A 22988-nucleotide genomic window follows, 5' to 3' on the forward strand; every position below is an offset into this window, starting at 1 on the left:
CAATATTAAGAAATCCGGATCATTTCATCCGAATTTCTTTTAGGGAAATTATTTACGTTTTACATCGAACCAAACAGGTGATTTGTCTTCGATATCTCCATTGTAGTTAATGGAGAGTTCCTCGCCCTTTTTGATATCACGGCGGGTTTTGATGGCCATGGTTTCGGCATCAAAATCCATCTCGTATTCGCAATTAGGATCGTAGGCGTGGTTGTAGATAGAACAGAAACCCAAAGCAATACATGAGCGTGTTTCTCTTACTCCCCAGAGGAAGATGTAATTGTGCAGTTTAGTTTTGTCCACTATCGATGTATCGTTACCAGAGAGTACAAGTACAGGAGAAACCTCTATTTGTGTTCCGGCGGGAATGGCTTCTTTGGTGAAAACACCACGGCCTTTCTCTTTGGTCTTATTAACGTATAAATACGGCTTGATCATAACTCACTTATAATATAGAAGCCGTAAAGTAAAGACAAACCCATCAGTTATCAAAATAACAAGTGATCCATATAGACATTATTTTTGCAATTATGATCAATTATAATCCCCGGGAGTGGTTCACTTTCATCTTCCGCATCCATCAGGCAGACACGGTTAAGAAGCTGGTGCCTATGTTCATAGCCCTTTCCATATACTCAGCCGGCATAGCATGGCTGGAACTGGAGGTCTTCAAATTATCGGAAAAGGATCACATCAAGAACATAACAGCCATGCATGGCTTGCTGGGCTTTGTTATCTCACTGTTATTGGTGTTCCGTACCAATACAGCATATGACCGTTGGTGGGAAGGCCGCAGGCAATGGGGTGCACTGGTGAACTCCAGCCGCAACCTGGCTATTAAACTGCATACCATGCTACCCTCCGGCCATATAGCCAAAAAGTATTTCAGCCATATGATCCCTAACTATGCCATGGCTATGAAAGATCATCTGCGCGGGGAATTCCATCCACACAAACTGGAAGGTTTAACGCCCGAAGAGTTAAGCCACCTGCATTCGGGAGAACATATCCCTAACCAGATTGCTACCATGATCCTGGCTAAGGTGAATGAACTGTACCGCCAGCAGGTGATCACCGGGGATCAGCTGATCATACTGAACAACCAGCTGGAATCCTTTACGGATATCTGTGGTGCCTGTGAAAGGATCAAGAACACCCCTATCCCCTTTTCCTATAGTGTGTTCCTGAAAAAGTTCATTTTCTTTTATGTGATGACCCTTCCCATGGGATATGTATTCGGATTAGGTTACCTGGTGATCCCCATGGTTGTATTCATTTTCTATGTACTGGCGAGTTTAGAGCTGATCGCAGAAGAAATTGAAGACCCTTTTGGCAAAGATGCCAACGACCTGCCCACAGAAACTATTGCGGGCAATATCCGCAAGCATGTGCAGGAGATATTGTAATTGCCTATTTTCGCCCAAGCGTCTGATCTTATGGAAAATGAAGTATTACTGGAAAGGTTTGAGCAATTAGCTCATGAACAGAACTTCCGGGAGTTAAAAGACTTCCTGGACGATCAGCTCATTACAGATATTGCTGAACTTATTTACGAGGTACCGGAGCAGGCAACCCTGATCGTTAATCAACTTACACTTGGGCGTGCTGCCGCTGCATTCAGGATCCTTGAATTCCCCACACAGGAAGATATTATCCGTGACCTGCCGGCCCATAAGATAGCAGAACTGCTGAATGAACTGCCACCGGATGACAGAACTGCCTTCCTGGAAGAACTCCCCAGCCAGGCAGTAACAGAACTCATTAAACTGCTGAATCCGGAAGAACGGAAGATCACCCTCGCCCTCCTGGGTTACCCGGAGAACAGTGTAGGCCGGATCATGACGCCGGACTATATAGCCGCCAAATCACACTGGACGGTAGCCAAGGTGCTCAACCACATCCGGATGTATGGCCGGGACTCTGAAACCATTGATGTTATTTATATCATAGACAACCAGGGCAAACTGCTGGACGATTTCCGGATCCGCGAATTCCTGCTGGTATCTCCTGATACACTGGTGGAAAACCTGATGGACCACCGCTTTGTTTCCCTCCATGTAAACGATGAACAGGAAGAAGCCGTACAGATATTCAGGTTAGAAAATCGTGTAGCCCTTCCGGTACTGGACGATGCCGGCGTGATGCTGGGGATCGTTACCATTGATGATATGTTATGGATCTTAAATGAAGAACATACGGAAGACATCCAGAAGATCGGGGGTACCGAGGCTTTGGATGAACCCTATCTGGATATGCCTTTACTACGGTTGGTAAAAAAACGGGTAGGCTGGCTGATCATCCTGTTCATCGGTGAAATGCTCACTGCTTCGGTGATGGCTTATTTTGAAGATGAGATCGCCAAGGCGGTAGTGCTGGCCATGTTCATTCCGCTCATTATTTCCAGTGGTGGTAACAGCGGTTCTCAGGCTTCCACACTGATCATTCAGGCCATGGCCCTGGGTGAATTAACCATTAAAGACTGGTGGCGGGTAATGCGAAGGGAAATCATTTCCGGTGTATTACTGGGTTCTGCCCTTGGCATTATTGGTTTCATCAGGATCCTGATCTGGAATTCCTTCTTCCATACTTACGGCGATCATACAGTGCTTATTGGCCTTACACTGGGCGTATCATTGATAGGTGTAGTGTTATGGGGTACTTTATCCGGTTCCATGCTGCCATTGATCTTGAAGAAAGCAGGGGCTGACCCTGCCAGTTCTTCTGCGCCCTTTGTGGCCACGCTGGTGGATGTTACCGGTTTGCTGATCTATTTCTCTGTAGCGTATATTTTCCTGAAAGGTATCCTGCTTTAGTATCGCGCCCTAAACATCTTTGTCAGCTTCCTTCCTTTATACACCATGAACAGGCGGTCATAATCTTCATCCCGGATGGTATCCCTCGGAAAAGTGTTCAGGCTTTTCAGGATGGGAATAATGGTGTTGCTATGACCGATCACGAGGATCTTTTTGCCCCAGTCGTTATTACGGCTGATTTCATACAACAGGGATTCTCCTGTACTGTCCGGTTTATATAAGGCAGTATCTATCTTACCTAAGATGCGCAAAGAATCCCCTGTTTGCAGTGCGCGTTTGAATGGTGTGGAATAGATGCGGGTTATGCCGGAATCTTTCAGCATCCGGTATAACTTCCCCGCCCGTTTCAAACCAGCCTCGGTTAATGTGGAGTCTGCTCCCGGATTCTTTTCCGCATGACGTACCACAAAGAAAGTACCCGTGAGAAAAGTGCTATCTTCCATAACAGGTACCTGTACCCGTTCCTGCTTCACCGGCGCCGGTCCGCAGGCTGCTAACAAGGTGATTGCCAATGCCATGCCGTACATCATTTTGCGTGAGATCATGCTGGGTAGTTTATTATATTGCAACAAATTATAGAATTCTTCACTATTATACAATATGAAAAAAATACTGCTCCCTTTCGCTGGCCTGTTTTTATCAACCCTTACTTACGCACAAACCCTTACTGTAGAGAAGATCATGCGCGATCCCAAATGGATCGGTACTTCTCCGGATAATTTAAAATGGAGTGTGGATGGTAAAACCGTTTACTTTAACTGGAACCCGGAGAAAGCAATGGGGGATTCGCTTTATGCCATCACCCTTAGCAAACATACACCGGTAAAGACCAACGCGGCAGACAGGATACTGATCAATGCCAGGAGTTCCGGGCAGTATAACAAAGCTCATACGCAACTGGTGTATACCTATTACGGAGACATCTACCTTCAGGAGGTAGCTACCGGAAAAGAAACACGCATCACCCATACTGCTGAAACAGAAACACAGGTGGACTTTGCCATGCAGGATACCCGCATCCTCTTCCGCCGTAACCGTAACCTTTTCACCTGGGATATTAAAACGGGTTTGATTGAACAGTTCACTGATTTTGTGCAGGGAGCCAAACCGGTGGAGAGAAAAGAGAAGCTGAGTGCGCAGGACCAGTTCCTGAAGAACCAGCAACTGGAATTAATGCAGGTGTTGAAAGACAAAAAAGCAAAAGCAGATGCTGCATCCGCTTATACCAAAAGTCTTCCTAAAGTACCACAGATGCGCACCCTCTACATGGAAGACAAATCGCTGGGTGAAGTAGTATTAAGTCCTGATGGCCGTTTTGTAGTATACCGTTTAAATGATGAACCGCCGGGAGAGAAAACCACCATTGTTCCCAACTACGTAACAGAAACAGGTTATACCACTGATATCAGAAGCCGCAGTAAAGTGGGTGCTCCATGGGGCAGTTTTGAATCCTTTGTGTACGACAGGGAAAAGGATACCGTGATCGCTATTAAAACGTCTGATATCCCAGGCATTAAGGATAAACCTGATTATGCTAAACAGGATACAGCCAAAACCAAAAACCGCGGTGTGATCATCAGCGGCCCTTACTGGTCAGAGAAAGGAACCCATGCTGTAGTAGACATCAATTCCCAGGATAACAAAGACCGCTGGATCATGTTACTGGATGCCGCTAACGGTACACTCCGTTTGCTGGACCGCCAGCGGGATGAAGCATGGATAGGCGGCCCTGGCGTAGGTTGGGGAAATATCGGCTGGGTAGATGAACAAACTATCTGGTTCCAGAGTGAGGCTACCGGCTATTCCCATCTTTACACCATGAATGTGGCCAGCAATAAAAAGCAGGCTTTAACCAGCGGGAACTATGAAGTACAGGATGTAACATTATCTCGTAACAAACAACACTTCTACCTGCTCACCAATGAAGTGCATCCCGGTGAAAAACAATACTACCGTTTGCCGGTAACCGGCGGTAAAGCAGAACGCATTACCAGCATGGCCGGCGCACATACCGTTACACTTTCCCCGGATGAAAAATGGATCGCTTTCCGTTATTCCACTTCCAACAAACCCTGGGAAATGTACATCCAGGAAAATAAAGCAGGTGCCAAACCTTTGCAGATCACAACACTGGCGCAATCAGAAGAATTTAAAGCTTATCCCTGGCGGGAAGCGAATGTGATCACTTTCAAAGCACGTGACAATGAAATGGTGCATGCCCGGCTGTATACACCAGAAACTGCCAAACGCAATGGCGCGGCCGTGATATTTGTACATGGCGCAGGTTACCTGCAGAATGCACATAAATGGTGGAGCCAGTATTTCAGGGAGTATATGTTCCATAATCTTTTAACAGACCTTGGTTATACTGTACTGGATATCGATTACCGCGGCAGTGCTGGTTATGGCCGTAACTGGCGTACAGGTATTTACCGCTATATGGGTGGAAAGGACCTTACGGACCAGGTGGATGGCGCTAAATTCCTGGCACAGAACTATGGCGTGGACCCTAAACGCGTAGGGATCTATGGTGGCAGTTATGGCGGATTTATTACCCTCATGGCCATGTTCACCACACCGGATGATTTTGCCGCCGGAGCCGCACTCCGTTCTGTTACAGACTGGGCGCATTATAATCACGGTTATACTTCCAATATACTCAACGAGCCTTTTACAGATAGCATTGCTTACCGCAAATCCTCTCCCATCTATTATGCAGAAGGGTTGAAGGGCCATTTGCTGATGTGCCATGGCATGGTGGATACCAATGTGCATTTCCAGGATATTGTACGCCTCAGCCAGCGCCTCATAGAACTCGGCAAAAACAACTGGGAACTGGCCGTATACCCGATTGAAGATCACGGTTTTACAGAGCCTGCCAGCTGGACGGATGAGTACAAACGCATACTGGGCCTGTTCGAGAAGGTATTACAGAAGCGCTAATGCCTTCCACCGCGGTATTTTCAGTATATTTGAATACATCTAATTCCCTACCGTCCTCATATGAACCATTTGAAAAGAAGTGTACTGGTATGTGTGCTGTTAGTGTCAGGCTCTGTTGCAGCTGCTCAGCATAAACAGGCGAACAATAAGAAATACCAGGGTTTATTATGGGAGATCACCGGCAAAAACATGCCGAAGCCTTCCTACCTCTTTGGTACCATGCACGTAAGCAATAAGCTGGCATTCCATCTCAGCGATTCCTTCTATCACTGTATCAAGAATGCCGATATTGTTTCTTTGGAAACAGATCCGCAGCAATTGCAGGAAGACTTTTCCAAAAGCAATATGTTACGCCTCAGTTCCCGCTATATGAATGAACTTGCCGGGAACGGCAGCATGAGTAAAGATGCCTTCACTATTGGTGCCTATGGGGATCTGATCAGGACCGGCCTTACTTACCGGCCTGAGATGATCAATCACCTGCTCTACCGTTCTTTTGCAGCACAGGAAGATTTTGAGGAAGATACTTTCCTGGATATGTACATCTACCAGGTAGGCAAAAAAATGGGGAAACGGGCAACCGGTGTGGAAAGTTTTGAAGAGTCCGAACGCCTGATGCTGGAAGCATACAGGGATGCGGCAAAAGATAAGAAACAAAAGAAGGTGAACAGGGATGCAGAAAATCCCCTGGATTCAAGGAATAAACTGAATGATGCTTACCGCCGCGGAGACCTTGATATGCTGGATTCCATTTCCAGCAATCAATATACCTCTCCCGCTTTCATGGAAAAATTCCTGTACAAACGGAACGAAAATATGTTCCGGGTGATCGATTCTATCATCCGTATCAATAGCCTGTTTGCCGGTGTAGGCGCAGCACACCTTCCCGGAGACCGCGGGCTGATCTATATGTTACGCAAGGCCGGTTATACCGTACGCCCGGTTGTGTTCAATAATCGCGACAGTGAACAAAAAGATCAGCTGGAGAAAGTGAAAGCCCCGGTAGTATTTCAAACTTATACTTCAGAAGACGGATGGATACAGGTAGATGTGCCCGGCAAACTTTTCAACTTCAGCGGCTTAACCATGCTGAACCAATTGCAGTATGCAGACCTTGCCAATGGTGCCTATTACCTGGTGAGCCGCATCAAAACCAACGCATTGAGCCTTGGGCAAAGTGAAGCAGATGTATCGCTGAAAATAGACAGTCTTTTATACGAGAACATCCCCGGCAAGATCATCAGTAAAAAAGCGATCAGCAATAACGGTTATAAAGGTTTTGATATCCGCAACCGCACCAGGCGTGGTGATATGCAGCGGTACAATATCTTTGTTACACCTTTTGAAGTGTTCATCTTCAAGATCAGTGGTAACGGGGAATATGTGGAAGGAGAAGAAGGAGATCGTTTCTTTGCCTCTGTTAAATTAAAATCATTACAGGGCGGCGCATGGGTCAATTACCAATCACCCGGTAATACCTTTTCCGTAAAAATGCCCCATACACCTGTATTCGCCAATAACATCACCCTTCGTTCCCTCAGCAAACGGCAGGAGTACGAAGCCCTGGATAAACAAACCGGCAACAGTTACCTGGTGATGCGCAAAACAATCCCTGATTATTCCGTGCTGGAAGAAGATACCGTAGAGCTTGGTTTTGCAGAAGAAAGTTTTCAGCAATCACAATTCATTAAACAGCAAAAGAGCAGGAAATTCATCACCTGGCAGGGTTATACCTGTCTTGAAGTAGTGAACCAGCATACAGATAACAGCTTCTCTCAAACACGCATCCTGCTGCAGGGGCCGCATTACTTCATCCTGTCTGCCCATTACAGGAATGACAAAAAAGCGCTGGGGGAATTCTTTCAGTCGTTCACGCCCACAAATCCCGTTTACAACGCGGCACAGGCCTATACAGATACAAGCCTTTACTTCTCCGTAAAAACACCGGTGATCCCTAAAGACGATGATGCCCTGATGGAAGCTTTTTCCGGAGGCGGCAGTACGGAAGAAAATACGGATCACGCTTATAAGGTGAAGAACAAAACCTTCCGGTCAGACAGTACGGGGGAAGAAGTAAAAGTAGTGTTCCAGAAATTCAACCGTTATTACAGCACCAGGGACAGTGCGCAATTCTGGGGAAGAGAGATCGATAATATGACCGACAAGGGAGACCTGGTGATCCATAGTAGAAAGTATGAACGTTTGCCCGGCTGGGAAAGTACCCTGCTGCAAATGCGGGATACCAACAGCACCAGGAACTTCTACTGCAAAGTATTTGTGCGCAATGGCGCGCAATACACGCTCTCTGCCATTACCGATAACATCAAGGGGCCTTCCTCTTTCATCACTTCCTTCTTTGATACTTTTACGCCCGGGGATACGGTATTCGGTAAATCCATTTACCTGAGCAAAGCTCCTGAGTTCTTTGCTGATTTTAACAGTAAAGACAGTACTACCCGCCAGCAGGCAAAGAGTTCCATCAGTACTGTTCATTATAAAGATGAACATGCACCCGAACTGATCAGGCTTATAAAGAGCTGGGGAGCCAGTGAAAAGAATTACCTGGAAGTGAAGAACGACCTTATTGCAGAACTGGGATATATCAGCCATCCGGAGATACTTCCTTTCCTTGAAAGCGCATACCTCGCCGCCAACGATACGGCCAGCCTGCAGCGCAACATCCTGGAAAGTTTATTGAAACAGCAAACTACAGAAGCGGATAAAGTGTTCAGCAACCTGGTATTGAAAGAGATCCCCATCTTCAGTAATGAGGATAACATCTATTCCATGCTGTCTCCCCTCCGGGATTCCCTGCAGCTCAGCAAATCCCTTTTCCCTGATCTGCTGCAGCTCACTGCGCTCACGGACTATAAAGAACCGGTGTACAGCCTGCTGGCCACTATGTTGGACAGTAACGTGATCCAGCCATCCCTGTATGAACATCATATCAGCCAGATTGCTTTTGATGCCCGCATAGCCCTGCAAAAAGAAATAGCAGATGAACAGGAGCAAATAGGTGAAGATGACGATAATGATATAGAAAGCCGCTTCCACCCCAATAATGTACTGCACGAATTCGCAGTGCTGTTGTTGCCCTACCGCAACACAAACAAGAATGCGGAACGGTTCTTTACCCGGTACGAAACCACAAAAAATCCTTTACAACAGATCCTGCTGGCACAGTTATACCTCCGGCACAAGCTGCCGGTAGCAGACAGCCTGCTGCAACAGATCGCCGCGCAGGAGAAATACCGGGTTGCCTTATGGGAAGCTTTGGAGGAAATACAACAGCTTGATAAATTCCCCAAAGCGTATAAAAAACAGGAATCTATTGCCAGGAGCGTGTTATACGGCATGGTGGACTACAACACCAAAATTGATTCTGTAGTATTGCTCGGCAAACAACATACCACGCATCGTTTCAAAAAGGGTACTGTTTACCTGTATAAATACAAACAGAAGGAAGAAGATGCCTGGTACCTCGGTATCAGTGGTCTTCAGCCGGAAGATGAAAAGCAGTCTTCCAGCAACGAATCCCTCACACAGCTCACGGATATCCGCTATGATGCGTACAGGTCTGTACCGGAACAATTCATCAAAGTGATCCGCCAGGTGAAATACAAGAACCGTTACCGGTGGGACAATGACATGAACCTGGGAGCAATGCTCAATGCGAATTAATCCTTCATTTTATGACGGCGGCCGGGTAAAGATGTTTAAACACCTTTGCGCGGCCGCTTTTTTTGTGCATATTGCATAGATAACCTTATTAAAACATACTGAATTTTATGTGTGGAATTGTTGCATACATAGGTCACCGGGAAGCGTATCCGGTAGTGATCAAAGGCCTGAAACGTCTTGAATACCGTGGATACGATAGTACAGGCGTTGCTTTATTGAACGGTGGAAGTTTGAAAGTATATAAGAAGAAAGGAAAAGTAGCCGAACTGGAAGATTATGTTACCGGTAAAGACCTCAAAAGCCATATTGCGATCGGCCACACCCGCTGGGCCACGCATGGAGAACCAAGTGACAGGAATGCACACCCCCAAATGTCCGGCGATGGCAAATTAGCCATGGTGCATAACGGGATCATAGAAAACTATGCGCAACTGAAACAGGAACTGCTGAACAAAGGGCATCAGTTTTCCAGTGATACAGATACGGAAGTACTGATCCACTTTATCCAGGAGATTAAAAAAAGCAATCAATGCAGCACAGAAGAAGCCCTCAGGATAGCCCTGAAAAGAGTAGTAGGCGCTTATGTGATCCTCATTGTGGATGAAGACAATCCGGATACCCTCATCGCGGCCCGGAAAGGCAGCCCGCTGGTGATAGGTGTTGGTAAAGGAGAACACTTCCTGGCATCAGATGCTTCCCCCATTATTGAATACACCAAGGAAGTGGTGTATGTGAACGACTATGAAATAGCGATCCTTAAAGCAGACGAACTCATCCTCAAAAATATTTCCAACGAGATCCAAACACCCTATATACAGAAGCTGGACATGGAACTGGCCGCCATTGAAAAAGGCGGTTATGACCACTTCATGCTGAAAGAAGTGTTTGAACAACCACAAACCATTTTCGACAGTTTACGCGGACGCCTGGATGCAAAAGCGGGCCAGCTTACACTGGGCGGGCTGCGCGAGCATATGGACCTGCTGAAGGATGCCAACCGCATTATTATTGTAGCCTGCGGCACCTCCTGGCATGCAGGGCTGGTGGCAGAATACATGATAGAAGAATTATGCCGCATACCGGTAGAGGTGGAATACGCTTCTGAATTCCGTTACCGTAACCCCGTTGTAGGAAAAGGTGATGTGATCATTGCCGTTTCACAATCCGGAGAAACAGCAGATACCCTCGTGGCCATGGAAAGCGCTAAAGAAAAAGGTGCTATCATCCTGGGCGTATGTAATGTAGTAGGTTCTTCTATTGCCCGCTTGTCCAACGGCGGCGTATATACGCACGCAGGGCCTGAAATAGGTGTGGCCAGTACAAAAGCATTCACAGCCCAACTCGCGGTATTATGCCTCATCGGTCTTAAGATAGCAGAAGCAAAAGGTACCATCACCGCTCAACGTTTCCAGCACCTGCTGGATGAACTGGAAGGTGTACCGGATAAAGTGGCCATTGCACTTAAACTGAACGATCAGACCAAAGCTATTGCCAATAAATATAAAGATGCACGCGACTTCCTTTACCTGGGCCGTGGATACAACTTCCCCATTGCACTGGAAGGTGCGCTCAAACTGAAGGAGATCTCTTATATCCATGCAGAAGGTTATCCTGCCGCTGAAATGAAACACGGGCCCATTGCACTGGTGGATGAGAACCTGCCTGTAGTATTTGTAGCTACCAAAGACCGTTACTACGATAAAGTAGTATCCAATATACAGGAGATCAAAGCACGTAAAGGAAAAGTGATTGCCGTTATCACGGAAGGTGATCAGATCATTTCCGGTATGGCAGATGATGTGATTGTTGTTCCGGAAGCAGATGAACTGGTAGCACCTATTATCTCCGTGATCCCCCTCCAATTACTGGCTTATCACATTGGTGTATTGAAAGGCCTGGATGTAGACAAACCAAGGAATCTGGCCAAGTCTGTAACCGTAGAATAGTATCCTTATGAACCATATAGAAAAGAAACCACTCCACCAGCTGGGGTATCAGTTCATTGACGGTCCTTATCTGCCGGAAGGAAAAAATGAATACTACCTCCGCGATAAACAACGCGGTAAGGAAACCGTACACCGCAAACTGAATGCAAGGGAAATTGAAACACTGGTTCGGAATGACAATACCTCGGACGACTGGAACAATATATTTGTAGACAACGACTTTGACCCCAACCTGGTGCAGCACTGCCACTTTTACGGCATGGTGCGCATCGGCAAACTGGAGCCTTACTTCCTGGAATTCCATAACCTCCGCCTGCCGGTAGGGCTGTATAACAGCACCATTGCCTCCTGTGATTTCGGGGACAATGTGGTGGTACAGAATGTGAACTTCCTCTCCCATTACATCATCGGCAACGAAGTGATCATTGCCAATGTAAATGAAATGGCTACTACAGACCACGCTAAATTCGGGAATGGTATTGTGAAGGAAGGTGAACCGGAAAGCGTACGCATCTGGCTGGAACTTTGCAACGAAAACGGTGGCAGGAGTGTAATGCCCTTCGATGGCATGCTGCCGGGAGATGCCTGGCTATGGACACGCAACCGGCATGATGCCGTACTGCAGGAGCAGTTCAAAGCCTTCACCGAAAAAGAGTTCGACAAAAAAAGAGGATACTACGGCATGGTGGGAGACCGCACCGTGATCAAGAACTGCAAGATCATCAAAGATGTAACCATCGGTACGGATGCTTATCTGAAAGGTGCCAATAAATTAAAGAACCTCACTGTCAACAGTGAAGCCGGCGCTCCTACACAGATAGGAGAAGGATGTGAAATGGTGAACGGGATCATTGGTCTTGGCTGCCGCGCTTTCTATGGCGTGAAAGCTGTTCGTTTTATCATGGCCTCACATTCGCAGTTAAAATATGGTGCACGGCTGATCAACTCATACCTGGGCAACAATGCTACGATCTCCTGCTGTGAAGTATTGAATTCACTGATCTTCCCGGCACATGAACAACATCATAACAACTCCTTCCTCTGTGCCGCATTGATCATGGGCCAGAGTAATATGGCAGCTGGTGCTACCATTGGTTCCAATCATAATTCCCGGGGAGCAGATGGTGAGATCATTGCAGGCAGAGGATTCTGGCCGGGTCTCTCAGTGACCCTGAAACATAATTCCAAATTTGCCAGCTTCACCCTCATCTCTAAAGGTAACTACCTGCATGAATTACAGGTACCTTATCCTTTCAGTCTTGTTGTGAACGATGAACATGAGAACAGCCTGAAAGTAATGCCGGGATATTGGCTCATGCATAATATGTATGCACTGGCCCGCAACTCCTGGAAATATATAGACCGGGACAAACGCACAGATAAAACACAGGTGCTGGAATTTGATTACCTGGCACCGGATTCCGTGGAAGAATTATTCACTACACTGGAACTGTTGGAACTGGCTGTAGGAAAGGCTCACCATGGCAATAAAAAAGTAAGTGAGAAAGTGCTGCGGCAGGATGGCCGGCAGTTACTGCTGAAAGAAAACGAATCCGTTAAGCGGATGACGATCTATGCAGAGGGTATCGAAAATTCTTCCCGTAAAGTACAACTGCTGAAGGTACACAGGTCCTACCCGCTTTTCCGGGAGCTAATCGTATTATACGCTATGCGCAACCTGCTGAAGAATACAGCGACGCTTACTTCTTTCAATGCTTTGCAGGCCCTTTGCAGGAACAGCAAACGCACAGCATGGCATAATGCCGGCGGGCAGCTGATTAAAGCAGAGGACCTGGAGGATATCAAAATGCGGATCCGGAAAGGTAAGATCAGCAGCTGGCATCAGTTGCATGATGTATACCGGCAGCTGGGGGCCCGTTATGAACAGGATAAACTGCAACATGCCCTGGCCAGCCTGTTTGAGTTGTTACAGCTCACACCCAAAGAATTCACGGCCGCTCAGCTAAGGAAATGCCTGGAGCAATCCGTGCATACGTTCGGGGCTTTAACGGAAGGGATCTATCGCAGCCGGGAAAAAGACTATGTCAATCCTTTCCGCCAGATGACCTACGAGAACCAGGAAGAAATGGAAGCAGTAGTAGGCAAACTGGATGAGAACAGTTTTATTCAGCAAACGATCACGGATCTGAAAGCCTATAAGAAACAGGTTAAAGACCTGATCAAAAAATGGGAACTCTGATGGAAAAGAACCGTTGCAGCTGGAGCCTCAAAGACCAGTTATACAAAGACTATCACGACAATGAATGGGGTGTGCCCAATCATGATGATACGCATTTATTTGAGATGCTCAATCTTGAAGGTGCACAGGCGGGGCTAAGCTGGTATACGGTACTTACTAAAAGAGAGAACTACCGTGCTGCTTTTGATCAGTGGGATGCAGCTAAAATAGCTCGTTATACGGAGAAGAAGATCTCTTCTTTACTGGAGAACCCAGGGATCATCCGAAACCAGCTAAAGATCCGTGCCACGGTTGGTAATGCAAAAGCTTTCCTTGCCGTGCAGAAGGAATTCGGGAGTTTTGATAAATACATCTGGCAGTTTGTGGGGGGCAAGCCTATCCTTCATAAGTTTAAATCTTTATCGCAGGTACCTGCTAAAACTGCGGAGTCTGATGCTATGAGTAAGGACCTGTTGAAGCGGGGTTTTAAGTTTGTTGGGTCTACGATCTGTTATGCTTATATGCAGGCTACGGGGATGGTGAATGATCATGTGCAGGGGTGTTGGAAGTATCATAAATAACTGCTCAAATACGTGCAATTTGTATCTGATCTTTGCTTAATCATTGTGTAATCCTAGCTTCATCCTAGCTTCATCCTTGTGCAGTATTGTGTGCTGGCAAGGGTTTGAGGGAGTTTGAAGCATGGATAAAGCAAGGTTAAAGCTTGGATGAAGCAAGGATGAAGGGATGATTTTCTTATATTTAGAATTCAAAACCCACGGACCCATGATCGGAAACACCCTTACTGCAATAAAGACCCTGCTTGCAAATGAATACCCGGAACTGAATGCATCTCTGAACCCTCCCGCTACGGAGGCAGATATCAGCCGGCTTGAAACCACAACCGGTCTTACCTTACCCGATGAGTTAAAACAGTTGTACCGCCTGCACAATGGAGAGTCCGGCGATGCAGGCCTGTTTTTCGGATTGCCTTTCATCAGCATTGAGGAGGCGCTGGCGGAATGGAAGGTCTGGGAAAGTCTCGCCGACTCCACAGCAACGCTTGATAGCAGCATCATCTCCGTTCCTTCCAATCATATTAAGGAGCAATATGTCAACACCCGTTACCTTCCCATTAGTAAAGATTACGGAGGAAATAACATCGGGATAGACCTTGATCCCGGCCCGGATGGTATAAGCGGGCAGGTGATCAATTTTGGAAGGGATGAAGATACGCGGTATGTGATTGCACCCAGCCTTGGCGGGTTCATGGAATTCATCCTGCACCATGTTAAAAACAACAATTTTACATTTGAAACAAACGGAGATGAAGAACCTCGTAGCTTCCTGATGAAGGAACCTGCCAATAGCCATTTCCTTGATACCTTAAAGAGCCTTCAACTTCCTTTCGGCAGTAAATCGCCTGCTGCAAGTGCGAATGAAGAAGATTATGATACATGGTTCTCTTCACTTGATGCTACCTGGCAGGGCGTTATTGGTACTGGTAAAAGCTTCGCTGCATTGGCCGGTATAAAAAACCTTAACCTGATCAGGAAGAACATCGTGGATCTGCAGCCGCTGGTGCGTTTCACAGGCTTGCGGGAATTATTGCTTAGTGCCAACCCGCTGGAGGATATTTCACCACTTGCCGGATTGTTGTCTTTGAATACACTTTATATCAGCAAAACTAATGTGCGAGATATTTCACCGCTTGCTCCGCTCAAAGAACTTAAAAAGCTGTCGATCTCCGATACTCCTGTTGCTTCGCTGGAAGTACTGCAGCAACTACCAAAACTCAAATCACTGAATATAGAAAAAACAGAAGTCTCAGATCTGGCGCAGGTTATTGCGCTCCGCCAGCTGACCGAACTGGATCTCAAAGGGAAACAATTCCCTTCATTCGCGGGACTGAGCCAGCTGAAACACCTGGTGAAGCTGAACCTCAGTGATACCAATGTAACGGATACTACTTTTCTCAGTAGCCTGGCAAAATTGTCTGACCTGGAATTATGCGGAACGCCGGTAACAGACTTCTCTTTCCTATTGCAAATGAATAAACTGGCTTACCTCACGTTGAGCATACAGGACTTCAAACAGATCGTGGACAGGTTACGCCCCGGTATAGGGATTACCATCTGCGGGGAAGTGACAGAAGAAGAACAGGCTATGTTACTGGACTATGCCAGAAGGAAATAATTCCCACATATGCGTATTGCTGTTTCCGGAACACATTATACTGGCAAAACAACACTGATTGAAGATCTGATCAGGGAATTGCCCAATTATGAAATAATAGAAGAACCATATTACCAGCTGGAAGAAAGAGGATACCAGTTTGCATATCCTCCTTCACTGGAGGATTTTGAGCGCCAGTTCCTATTTTCTCTCCAATCAATTAAAGGCAGTGGTGAAAATGTATTTCTTGATCGAAGCCCACTGGACTTCATCGCTTATGCTTTAAGCATAGAGAAAGCTTTTTCTTTCGATCTGAATTCCTGGCTAAACCAGGCCATGAATGCGCTGGCAAAACTGGAATTAATCCTATTCGTTCCCATTGACAATTCTATCTCAGTACCTAAATCAGAGAATAACCAATTGAGGTTCGATGTGGATGAAAGGTTAAGAGAAATGCTGATTGATGATTGCTTTAGTCTTGATTTGAATGTCATGGAAGTTACAGGTACCCGTCAAGAGCGGGTAAAAACAGTTTTAAGATATTTATTATGACATTGAATATCCCACAACTTGTTCTGCAGTTTATCGAAACCAAAACAGTGACCAGCGTCATGTTATTGCCCTTTCATTATCCAAAAAAGAATGAATGGGCAACATTTCAAAGCGGTTTCAGGTATCACAGTATTTCAGGGGAAGACCTGACTTCAACCAAGGAAGGGAAATGGCAGCCGGGCTGGCAGGTTTTAGCCCTGAACGAAATGGATGATCCCTTTTTTATTGACTTAAATGAAGAGGCTTTAGGCTTTCCGGTTTATTATGCGCCGCATGGAGCAGGGCGATGGGATGTTATTGCTCTTGGTTTCAACATTGTTGCCTTCGGCAACTTTTTGGAACAAATGAAAAAGGCTGGTAGAGATAAAGCAGCCTGCCTTCAACTGGTGGAGCAGAGTTATCCCTTCTGGCAGGAACTTCGCGAGACTATACAGGAATGGGAGGATGAGGAAGCGGAAGGTACAACCATAGACCCTGCATTGCTGAGGTACGGAAAACTGGAGATTACAGACCCTGGCACCAACAAAGTAAAAGTGGCCAAATACCTCATGAAGGTCTGGAATATTAGTCCGCAGGAAGCATTAGCCAGGCTGACTCAACAGGATGTTCTGGTAGCAACTGGCTTTATACTCCACCTGCAAAAATATACTGATGACTTGCAGGAGCTTGGGGTAACAGTTGCCTGGACTGATCTGCCGATGTAATTGCCCATGTTATTTCCTCAGAATAATATGCGTTGCATTTTCTCCGTTTATTTTTTCGACTTGATTAAAACCCAGGGCGGGTAGATCAATGCCGGAAAACAAGTTCTCTCCTGCGCCAAGAAAAATGGGTGAGAATGTCAATTGTATTTCGTCAATATAACCTGCCTTTAAGAATTGATGAATTGTGGACACACCACCTCCGATACGGATATCTTTTCCGTTTGCAACCTTTTTAGCTTCGGCAAGCGCAGCTTCAATACCTCCTGTGACAAAGTGAAAGGTTGTTCCTCCTTTCATCGTAACAGATTCCCTTGCATGATGGGTTAAAACAAATACGGGAACATGATAGGGAGGTTGTTCGCCCCACCAGCCTTTCCATTCATTATCCGGCCAGGGCCCGCGAACCGGTCCGAACATATTACGCCCCATGATCCAGGCGCCTATATTCTCCATTGATCTCTTAACAATGTCGTTATCCACTCCATCACTGGTTGTTTTGTCAAACATCCATGCATGAAGTTCTTCACCTCTTATGCCAAGTGGATCTTTTAAGCTTTGATGTGATCCTGCTCCAAACCCATCCAGGGAAATGGAGAATGCTGCTACTTTGATCTTACTCATAACTGATAGTAATTTAAATTAAATTTCTTTGCTGAACGGCCGGCGATCGCTAAATACCAGGATCACTGAAATAACCCCGATAATAAAATAACTTATCGCAAGCGGGAAAATGCCTTTCACCATTAAGTAACTTATCACAGACCCCAGCGAAGCCCCGATGAAAAAGAAAGCAGTTCCATAAACAGATGATGCCATACCAGCCATTTCTCCCATTGGCTCTAAGCCCAAAGCACTGCTATTAGGTTCTATGGCTAAATTGAGGGCCATCAAAAGCGTGATAGCAATAAAGAAAACCGGCATTGTTGGCGGATCACCCAAAACAGCGGTCAAAAGCAGCAGTATACCTGCTATGATAGTGTATAGTACAACCAGCCATTTTATCGTACGCCTTGCCCCATACCGGGAAGAAAGGCGGGAATTCAGCAGTGTGAAAAGTGCCATTACCAATCCCATGCTTCCAAAAATCCAGGCAAATAATTCCGGCTTGCCGTAGATCTCTCCCACAATGTGTTCAGAGCTGGAAACATATGCGCTCAATGCCATGAAAAGTAATGTACTAACGCCAGCATACCTCAGAAAAACGGGATTACTGATAACTGTCCGGATGGATCTGCGGATGCTCTTCCAGTTAAGTGCAACGCGTTGCCCGGGAAGAAGGGATTCCTCCAGCCTGAGTGACCAGAGAAAGATAATAACTGCAAAAATGGGAGGTGTGAGGAATACCATTTTCCAGGATGAAACATTCAGAATGGCGATCCCCAGAAAAGGCGCCACTACAGGCGTAAAAAGGAATATAGTAAAGATCAGCGACATAATGCGGGCCATCTCATCTCCAACGAAGCGATCACGAACACCGGCAATAGTGATCATAAATACGGCCGATGCTCCCATACCTGCTAAAAAGCGTGCCGCACACATAAGCTGCAGGCTTGGTGCAAAAGCCGCAGCTATCCCACCAATGATGTATAAGGGGAAGCCTACACGTAAGATCGGTAATCGTCCAAAGCGGTCCGAAAGCACACCAAATATGATCTGTGCCACCTGCCCCATAAAGAAGAAGCCGATCACCTGCGCAGCTGCGGTAGATGCAGGTTCGAGGCCAAAGTGCTTTCGAAGTTCGCCTAATACAGGAAGCATGATGTCAATCCCTAAAGCTGTGAGCATCATGGTGCAGGCAGACAGGGCAATGAACTCAGCGGCTTTCATTTTCATGTGTGGTTTCATATGCCCTATAAAGTTATTACCTGAAAGCTATTTAAACAGGGGGGTAATTAGACATTAAAGTGGGCGATCCGGCCAAAAATGAAGGTATTAAAGCCCTATTCAAGTTCAAGGAATTTATGCTAAATTGACAAGATGCAATCAAATGACAAACAAATAGCACAGTTGAAAATCTGACGAATATTAGAACATAAAAACTATGATAACTCTTCAGGAAATGAACTTAAATATCAGGTATGATGTCCCGGATGAAATTTGGGATAAGATACCTCTGATCTATGAGCAATTGAATGGTTGGTTAGGATTTGGCACCGGTGGTGAGCTTGGCGAAGAAGGCATCCCATATTGGTTTGGTTTTAACGAGGATGAAAAACACATTCTGGCCTCTGTAGAACCTTCAGGACTTCATTTTTCGGGACTTATGGATGCAGAAGAATGGGCAACCTGGGTTAAAGAGATTAAAGAGATTGCAACAAGAGAATTAGGGTTCAAAGTAGAAGAAGTTGACTTTTGACAAAATATAAAAAGATTTAGTTCACCGCCACATCCCACAACGGTATACTATTCACAAACTCCCTGGACACTACTTCCACTCTCACCCGAGTCAGTCCCCAGTGAATAAAACCCAACTTCTTCGCTGCTGCCTGCGTAAGATCAACCACCCTGCGGTTAGCTGCATGCAAACGGTCCGTTACTTTCACAACCACCCAACGGTTATTCCTGATATTTGTAACCTTTATAAATGTTCCCAGTGGTAATGTATTATGTGCGGCGGTCATCGCAGTGTTATCAAAGATCTCACCGCTCGCAGTCTTTCTGCCATGGAATTTCTGTGCGTAATAACTCGCTATTCCGGTATTGGGTGAAGATTTAGCCTTCAATTGTGCTACAGCAGGCCCTGCTCCCATTAATATGACCCATAGTAATAATATAATATTTTTCATGACACCCCCTTTTGGCAAATTTCCTGCCAGATAATGTTAAAATGAACGAACGAATTGATTATCAATTAGTCAGTAATCACTATCTCACTCAGGGCCTTACTGCTGATAAAGCCGGGATCTGTTAATGTATTAAGGAAAAAGTACAATTCACGCTTTTCACTCTCTGTAAGCGGCAGGCCATTCCGCAGGAGCGGATCAATGGTAGGGGTTTGAATTACACCTTCCGAATAGTGGTCGAACACATTGAAAATATCATAAAAACGGCCATCGTGCATGTAAGGAGGGCTCTTGATGATATTTCGCAAAGAGGGCACTTTGAATTTCAGATAGTCGTTGGTGTTATTGGTGATGCGCATGCGGCCGGCATCATGTAAGGAAGCATTGATGGGCAGGCCGTTATTCCTGTAAGAACCATCTGTGAATAATGGTTCTTTATGGCAGGAAGCACATTTGTTCTGGAAGATCTTGTACCCGTTTTCCTCTTCCGTTGTGAACTTCGCACCGGGGGCATTCCGCATTACGCTGTCGTATTTTGAATCGAAGGAATTCATGGTGGCCATGAATTGCGCTAAAGCTTTAAAGACTTTCTGGCTGTTAATTTCTCCTGCACCAAAGGCTCCATTGAACAGGCTTCTGTATTTCGCATCTCCATTCAGTTTTGCTATCAGCCTGGCAAGGTCCTCTCCCATTTCATTGGGATCGGTGATGGGCGTGAGTGGTTGTATTTCCAGGTGATTGACGCCACCATCCCACATAAATTCTCTCTGCCAGATCAGGTTAAAGAGACCAGGCACAGATCGGAAGCCGGTGTTATTATCAATACCATGACTTAAAGGATGATCAAAGTGCGCAAAGGCAGCAAACTGCTGATGGCAAAAACCACAGGAGATGGTACTGTCACGGGATAAACGGGGATCGTAGAATAACCTTCTTCCCAATGCCACCCCCTGTACAGTGAGCGGGTTTTGTGACATATCATATACCGGCTGCGGGAAGTTGGAAGGTAAGTTGAGGGTATACGGCTGCGGGCCCGGTTTTACATCCGTTCCACGTCTGCAGCTCCATATGAGCAGGAACAGACAGGCTGTATATATCAGGTATCTTGTCACAGGTCAGTTACATCTGTAATGCGGAACATGTTACGATAATTTGTGGCTACTTTCAAGGCATCTTCTCCCGGTACGTGGATGGTGGAAGTTGTCTGAAAACGGATCAGGTTTGGTTGATTGAACCAGGTATAAGCGTCTGCATTAATCGTAATCTGCGGTTTGCGTATTTCAGAAACGGATAAACTGATCGGGCTGACCAGCTGGATCGTTTGCAGTGCATTGTAACGCCCGCTGAATCCGCCAATATGAAAGGTCAGTGCATTGCTGGCTGCTGTAGATGCAGGAGAAGTTCCTTCCAGTTTAGCCATAATATAACCGCTGTTCCAACTCCAGAACATCCCGTTTACAGGATCCAGTGCATCTGTTTGTGCGCCGCTTACATTCCGTGTGCTGTCTACCCCCAGCATAAAGGAAATAGCCCTGTATTCTCCTCCGGGAGCAGGGATACTGATCACTTTGGAGGCAGAGTCTGTTTCGTTGACGAGATAATAAGCAGCGGGTAATTTCAATTCGCTGTTATCAAGTTTAATGAGCGTGATATTGCTGATGTAATATTTGAAGGTGGAAATGGTGAAGGTTTCACCGGCGGCATTGGTATAATTAGAAGTGTTCAGTTTGAGTGGTGCGCCGTTCACTACATTTTTGAAGGTGATCTGCAGGGTGCCTTTTTGATCCTGAACATCCTTTTTACAGGCCATGCATAAAACTAACAATGCGGTCAGGAGGCGGTGCAGCTTCATATAAGTGGTTTCTTATGCTGAAGTTACATAAAAAAACGCTGTAAAACCTAAGTGGCCTTACAGCGTTTTTAATATGTAACTAATTACTATTTAGTCTTGTATCCTTTCCATCCATAGAGTAACACTACCACAAAACAGAGCAGCGGCACGATAAAGGAAATTGCCGTTGACTGGGATTCTGCAATAGCACCCATCACATAAGGCACCAAAGCACCACCTACGATAGACATAATGATGAAAGAAGAACCTTCTTTTGTATGTTCACCAAGGTCTTTCACACCTAATGCAAAGATGGTAGGGAACATGATAGACATAAAGAAGAAGATACCGATCAATGCATATACAGATATAGCACCTTTACCCATGATCACTACAGCACAAAGTGCAATATTGATCAGTGCGTACCAGGTAAGCAATACATTCGGTGCAATCTTACGCATCAGTGCTGTACCCACAAAACGGCCTATAGTGAATAATGCCAGTGATACTGCCAGTAAGTAAGATGCTTTTTCACTTGTTGCGCCTTCCCAGTATTCTGTTACATAATTAATGAAGAGCGCGCCTACGCCTACCTGTGCTGCTACGTAAAAGAACTGTGCAGTTATACCCAATGTAAAGTGACGGTGTGCGAACAATTTCTTACCTGTTCCTGCAGCTTTTCCCGTTTCACCTTCAGCAGAAGCGATCTCAGGCAGTCTTGTACGATAGAAGAGGAAAGCGATCAGCAGTACCACTACAGCCATTACAATGTATACGAGCTGTACGGAAGAAAGATCTGATCCAGCGCCAGCTTCTTTTTCACCGCCAAAGAATAATGCACCGCCAATGATAGGGCCCAGGAATGATCCCAGTCCATTAAAGCACTGTGATAAATTCAGGCGTTGTTCAGAAGTGGCTCTATCTCCTAACACCGTTACATAAGGGTTAGCAGCAGTTTCCAGGAATGTTAAACCGGAAGCCAGCACAAATAATGCACCCAGGAAGAAATTGAAATTCGCATAGTGTGCCGCAGGATAGAACAATGCCGCGCCTGCTGCATACAACAATAAACCCAGGATGATCCCTGATTTATAACTAAAGCGTTTCATGAGCAGGCCTGCGGGTAAGGCCATCAGGAAGTAAGCCCCGAAATAGGCTGCCTGCAGGAGCGTGGAACGTGCTTTATTGATGGATAATGCTTCCTGGAAATGTTTATTGAGTACATCCAGTAAGCCGTAAGCCAGGCCCCACATAAAGAAAAGGCTCGTCACCAGGATAAAAGGAAAGAGAAACTTCTGACCAGTTGTAGTGCCCGTGGATGTATAATTGGTTGTGCTAGCTGCGCCGCCTGCCATATGCAATTGCGTTTAAGGTGAAATGA

At 45.9% G+C, this 22988-nt stretch carries 19 protein-coding genes; 11 read left to right on the forward strand and 8 right to left on the reverse strand.

The features are described from left to right. Window positions 1–48: 48 nt before the first annotated feature. Complete coding sequence (locus tag AAHN97_RS17410) at window positions 49–438, reverse strand: SET domain-containing protein (protein ID WP_343303334.1); 390 nt, start codon at window positions 436–438, stop codon at window positions 49–51. A 92-nt stretch (window positions 439–530) separates the two neighbouring features. Between AAHN97_RS17410 and AAHN97_RS17415 the strand changes: the two genes are divergently transcribed. Next, on the forward strand, window positions 531–1406 hold the full coding sequence (locus AAHN97_RS17415; RefSeq protein ID WP_343303335.1) for a bestrophin family protein: 876 nt from the start codon (window positions 531–533) through the stop codon (window positions 1404–1406). Window positions 1407–1436: 30 nt separating this feature from the next. Beyond that, complete coding sequence (mgtE, locus tag AAHN97_RS17420; RefSeq protein WP_343303336.1) at window positions 1437–2813, forward strand: magnesium transporter; 1377 nt, start codon at window positions 1437–1439, stop codon at window positions 2811–2813. On the opposite strand, the gene AAHN97_RS17425 is transcribed toward mgtE, so the two are convergent. Then, entirely contained in the window at window positions 2810–3358 is a 549-nt protein-coding gene (locus AAHN97_RS17425; protein ID WP_343303337.1) for a histidine phosphatase family protein, read from the reverse strand. The genes mgtE and AAHN97_RS17425 overlap by 4 nt on opposite strands. A 55-nt stretch (window positions 3359–3413) precedes the next feature. Here AAHN97_RS17425 and AAHN97_RS17430 point away from each other — a divergent pair, with 55 nt between their 5' ends. From AAHN97_RS17430 to AAHN97_RS17465, 8 genes are all read left to right on the forward strand, one after another. Further along, on the forward strand, window positions 3414–5756 hold the full coding sequence (locus tag AAHN97_RS17430; protein ID WP_343303338.1) for a S9 family peptidase: 2343 nt from the start codon (window positions 3414–3416) through the stop codon (window positions 5754–5756). A 60-nt stretch (window positions 5757–5816) separates the two neighbouring features. Continuing rightward, window positions 5817–9437, forward strand: coding sequence for a TraB/GumN family protein (locus tag AAHN97_RS17435; protein WP_343303339.1), 3621 nt, complete (start codon window positions 5817–5819; stop codon window positions 9435–9437). 107 nt (window positions 9438–9544) lie between these two features. Beyond that, window positions 9545–11383: a glutamine--fructose-6-phosphate transaminase (isomerizing) gene (glmS, locus tag AAHN97_RS17440; protein ID WP_343303340.1), complete on the forward strand. Its 1839-nt coding sequence runs from the start codon at window positions 9545–9547 to the stop codon at window positions 11381–11383. A gap of 7 nt (window positions 11384–11390) precedes the next feature. Then, window positions 11391–13583 (forward strand): DUF4954 family protein, encoded by a 2193-nt coding sequence (locus AAHN97_RS17445; RefSeq protein ID WP_343303341.1) that lies wholly within the window; start codon window positions 11391–11393, stop codon window positions 13581–13583. Continuing rightward, a complete protein-coding gene (locus AAHN97_RS17450) occupies window positions 13583–14143 on the forward strand; it encodes a DNA-3-methyladenine glycosylase I (RefSeq protein ID WP_343303342.1) in 561 nt (186 codons plus the stop codon). Before AAHN97_RS17445 ends, AAHN97_RS17450 begins: the two co-directional genes overlap by 1 nt. Before the next feature lie 205 nt (window positions 14144–14348). Then, window positions 14349–15758 (forward strand): SMI1/KNR4 family protein, encoded by a 1410-nt coding sequence (locus tag AAHN97_RS17455; protein WP_343303343.1) that lies wholly within the window; start codon window positions 14349–14351, stop codon window positions 15756–15758. A 9-nt stretch (window positions 15759–15767) separates the two neighbouring features. After that, complete coding sequence (locus AAHN97_RS17460; RefSeq protein WP_343303344.1) at window positions 15768–16289, forward strand: AAA family ATPase; 522 nt, start codon at window positions 15768–15770, stop codon at window positions 16287–16289. Continuing rightward, window positions 16286–16993 (forward strand): hypothetical protein, encoded by a 708-nt coding sequence (locus AAHN97_RS17465; protein WP_343303345.1) that lies wholly within the window; start codon window positions 16286–16288, stop codon window positions 16991–16993. Before AAHN97_RS17460 ends, AAHN97_RS17465 begins: the two co-directional genes overlap by 4 nt. Before the next feature lie 9 nt (window positions 16994–17002). Here the strand turns inward: AAHN97_RS17465 and AAHN97_RS17470 are convergent, their stop codons facing one another. Both AAHN97_RS17470 and AAHN97_RS17475 read right to left on the reverse strand, forming a co-directional pair. Next, complete coding sequence (locus AAHN97_RS17470) at window positions 17003–17614, reverse strand: dihydrofolate reductase family protein (RefSeq protein ID WP_343303346.1); 612 nt, start codon at window positions 17612–17614, stop codon at window positions 17003–17005. Window positions 17615–17632: 18 nt separating this feature from the next. Then, entirely contained in the window at window positions 17633–18838 is a 1206-nt protein-coding gene (locus AAHN97_RS17475) for an MFS transporter (protein WP_343303347.1), read from the reverse strand. A gap of 214 nt (window positions 18839–19052) precedes the next feature. Between AAHN97_RS17475 and AAHN97_RS17480 the strand changes: the two genes are divergently transcribed. Then, complete coding sequence (locus tag AAHN97_RS17480) at window positions 19053–19349, forward strand: hypothetical protein (protein WP_343303348.1); 297 nt, start codon at window positions 19053–19055, stop codon at window positions 19347–19349. A gap of 16 nt (window positions 19350–19365) precedes the next feature. Here the strand turns inward: AAHN97_RS17480 and AAHN97_RS17485 are convergent, their stop codons facing one another. The 4 genes from AAHN97_RS17485 to fucP form a co-directional block, all read right to left on the reverse strand. Next, window positions 19366–19779 carry a septal ring lytic transglycosylase RlpA family protein gene (locus AAHN97_RS17485; RefSeq protein ID WP_343303349.1) on the reverse strand — a complete coding sequence of 138 codons (414 nt, stop codon included), beginning with the start codon at window positions 19777–19779 and terminating at the stop codon, window positions 19366–19368. A gap of 65 nt (window positions 19780–19844) precedes the next feature. Further along, on the reverse strand, window positions 19845–20888 hold the full coding sequence (locus AAHN97_RS17490; protein ID WP_343303350.1) for a cytochrome-c peroxidase: 1044 nt from the start codon (window positions 20886–20888) through the stop codon (window positions 19845–19847). Further along, complete coding sequence (locus tag AAHN97_RS17495) at window positions 20885–21628, reverse strand: MbnP family protein (protein ID WP_343303351.1); 744 nt, start codon at window positions 21626–21628, stop codon at window positions 20885–20887. Before AAHN97_RS17495 ends, AAHN97_RS17490 begins: the two co-directional genes overlap by 4 nt. Before the next feature lie 86 nt (window positions 21629–21714). Continuing rightward, window positions 21715–22962 carry an L-fucose:H+ symporter permease gene (gene fucP, locus AAHN97_RS17500; protein WP_343303352.1) on the reverse strand — a complete coding sequence of 416 codons (1248 nt, stop codon included), beginning with the start codon at window positions 22960–22962 and terminating at the stop codon, window positions 21715–21717. Window positions 22963–22988 lie beyond the last annotated feature (26 nt).

The sequence above is a fragment of the Chitinophaga niabensis genome, from assembly GCF_039545795.1.
Taxonomy (GTDB): Bacteria; Bacteroidota; Bacteroidia; order Chitinophagales; family Chitinophagaceae; genus Chitinophaga; species Chitinophaga niabensis_B.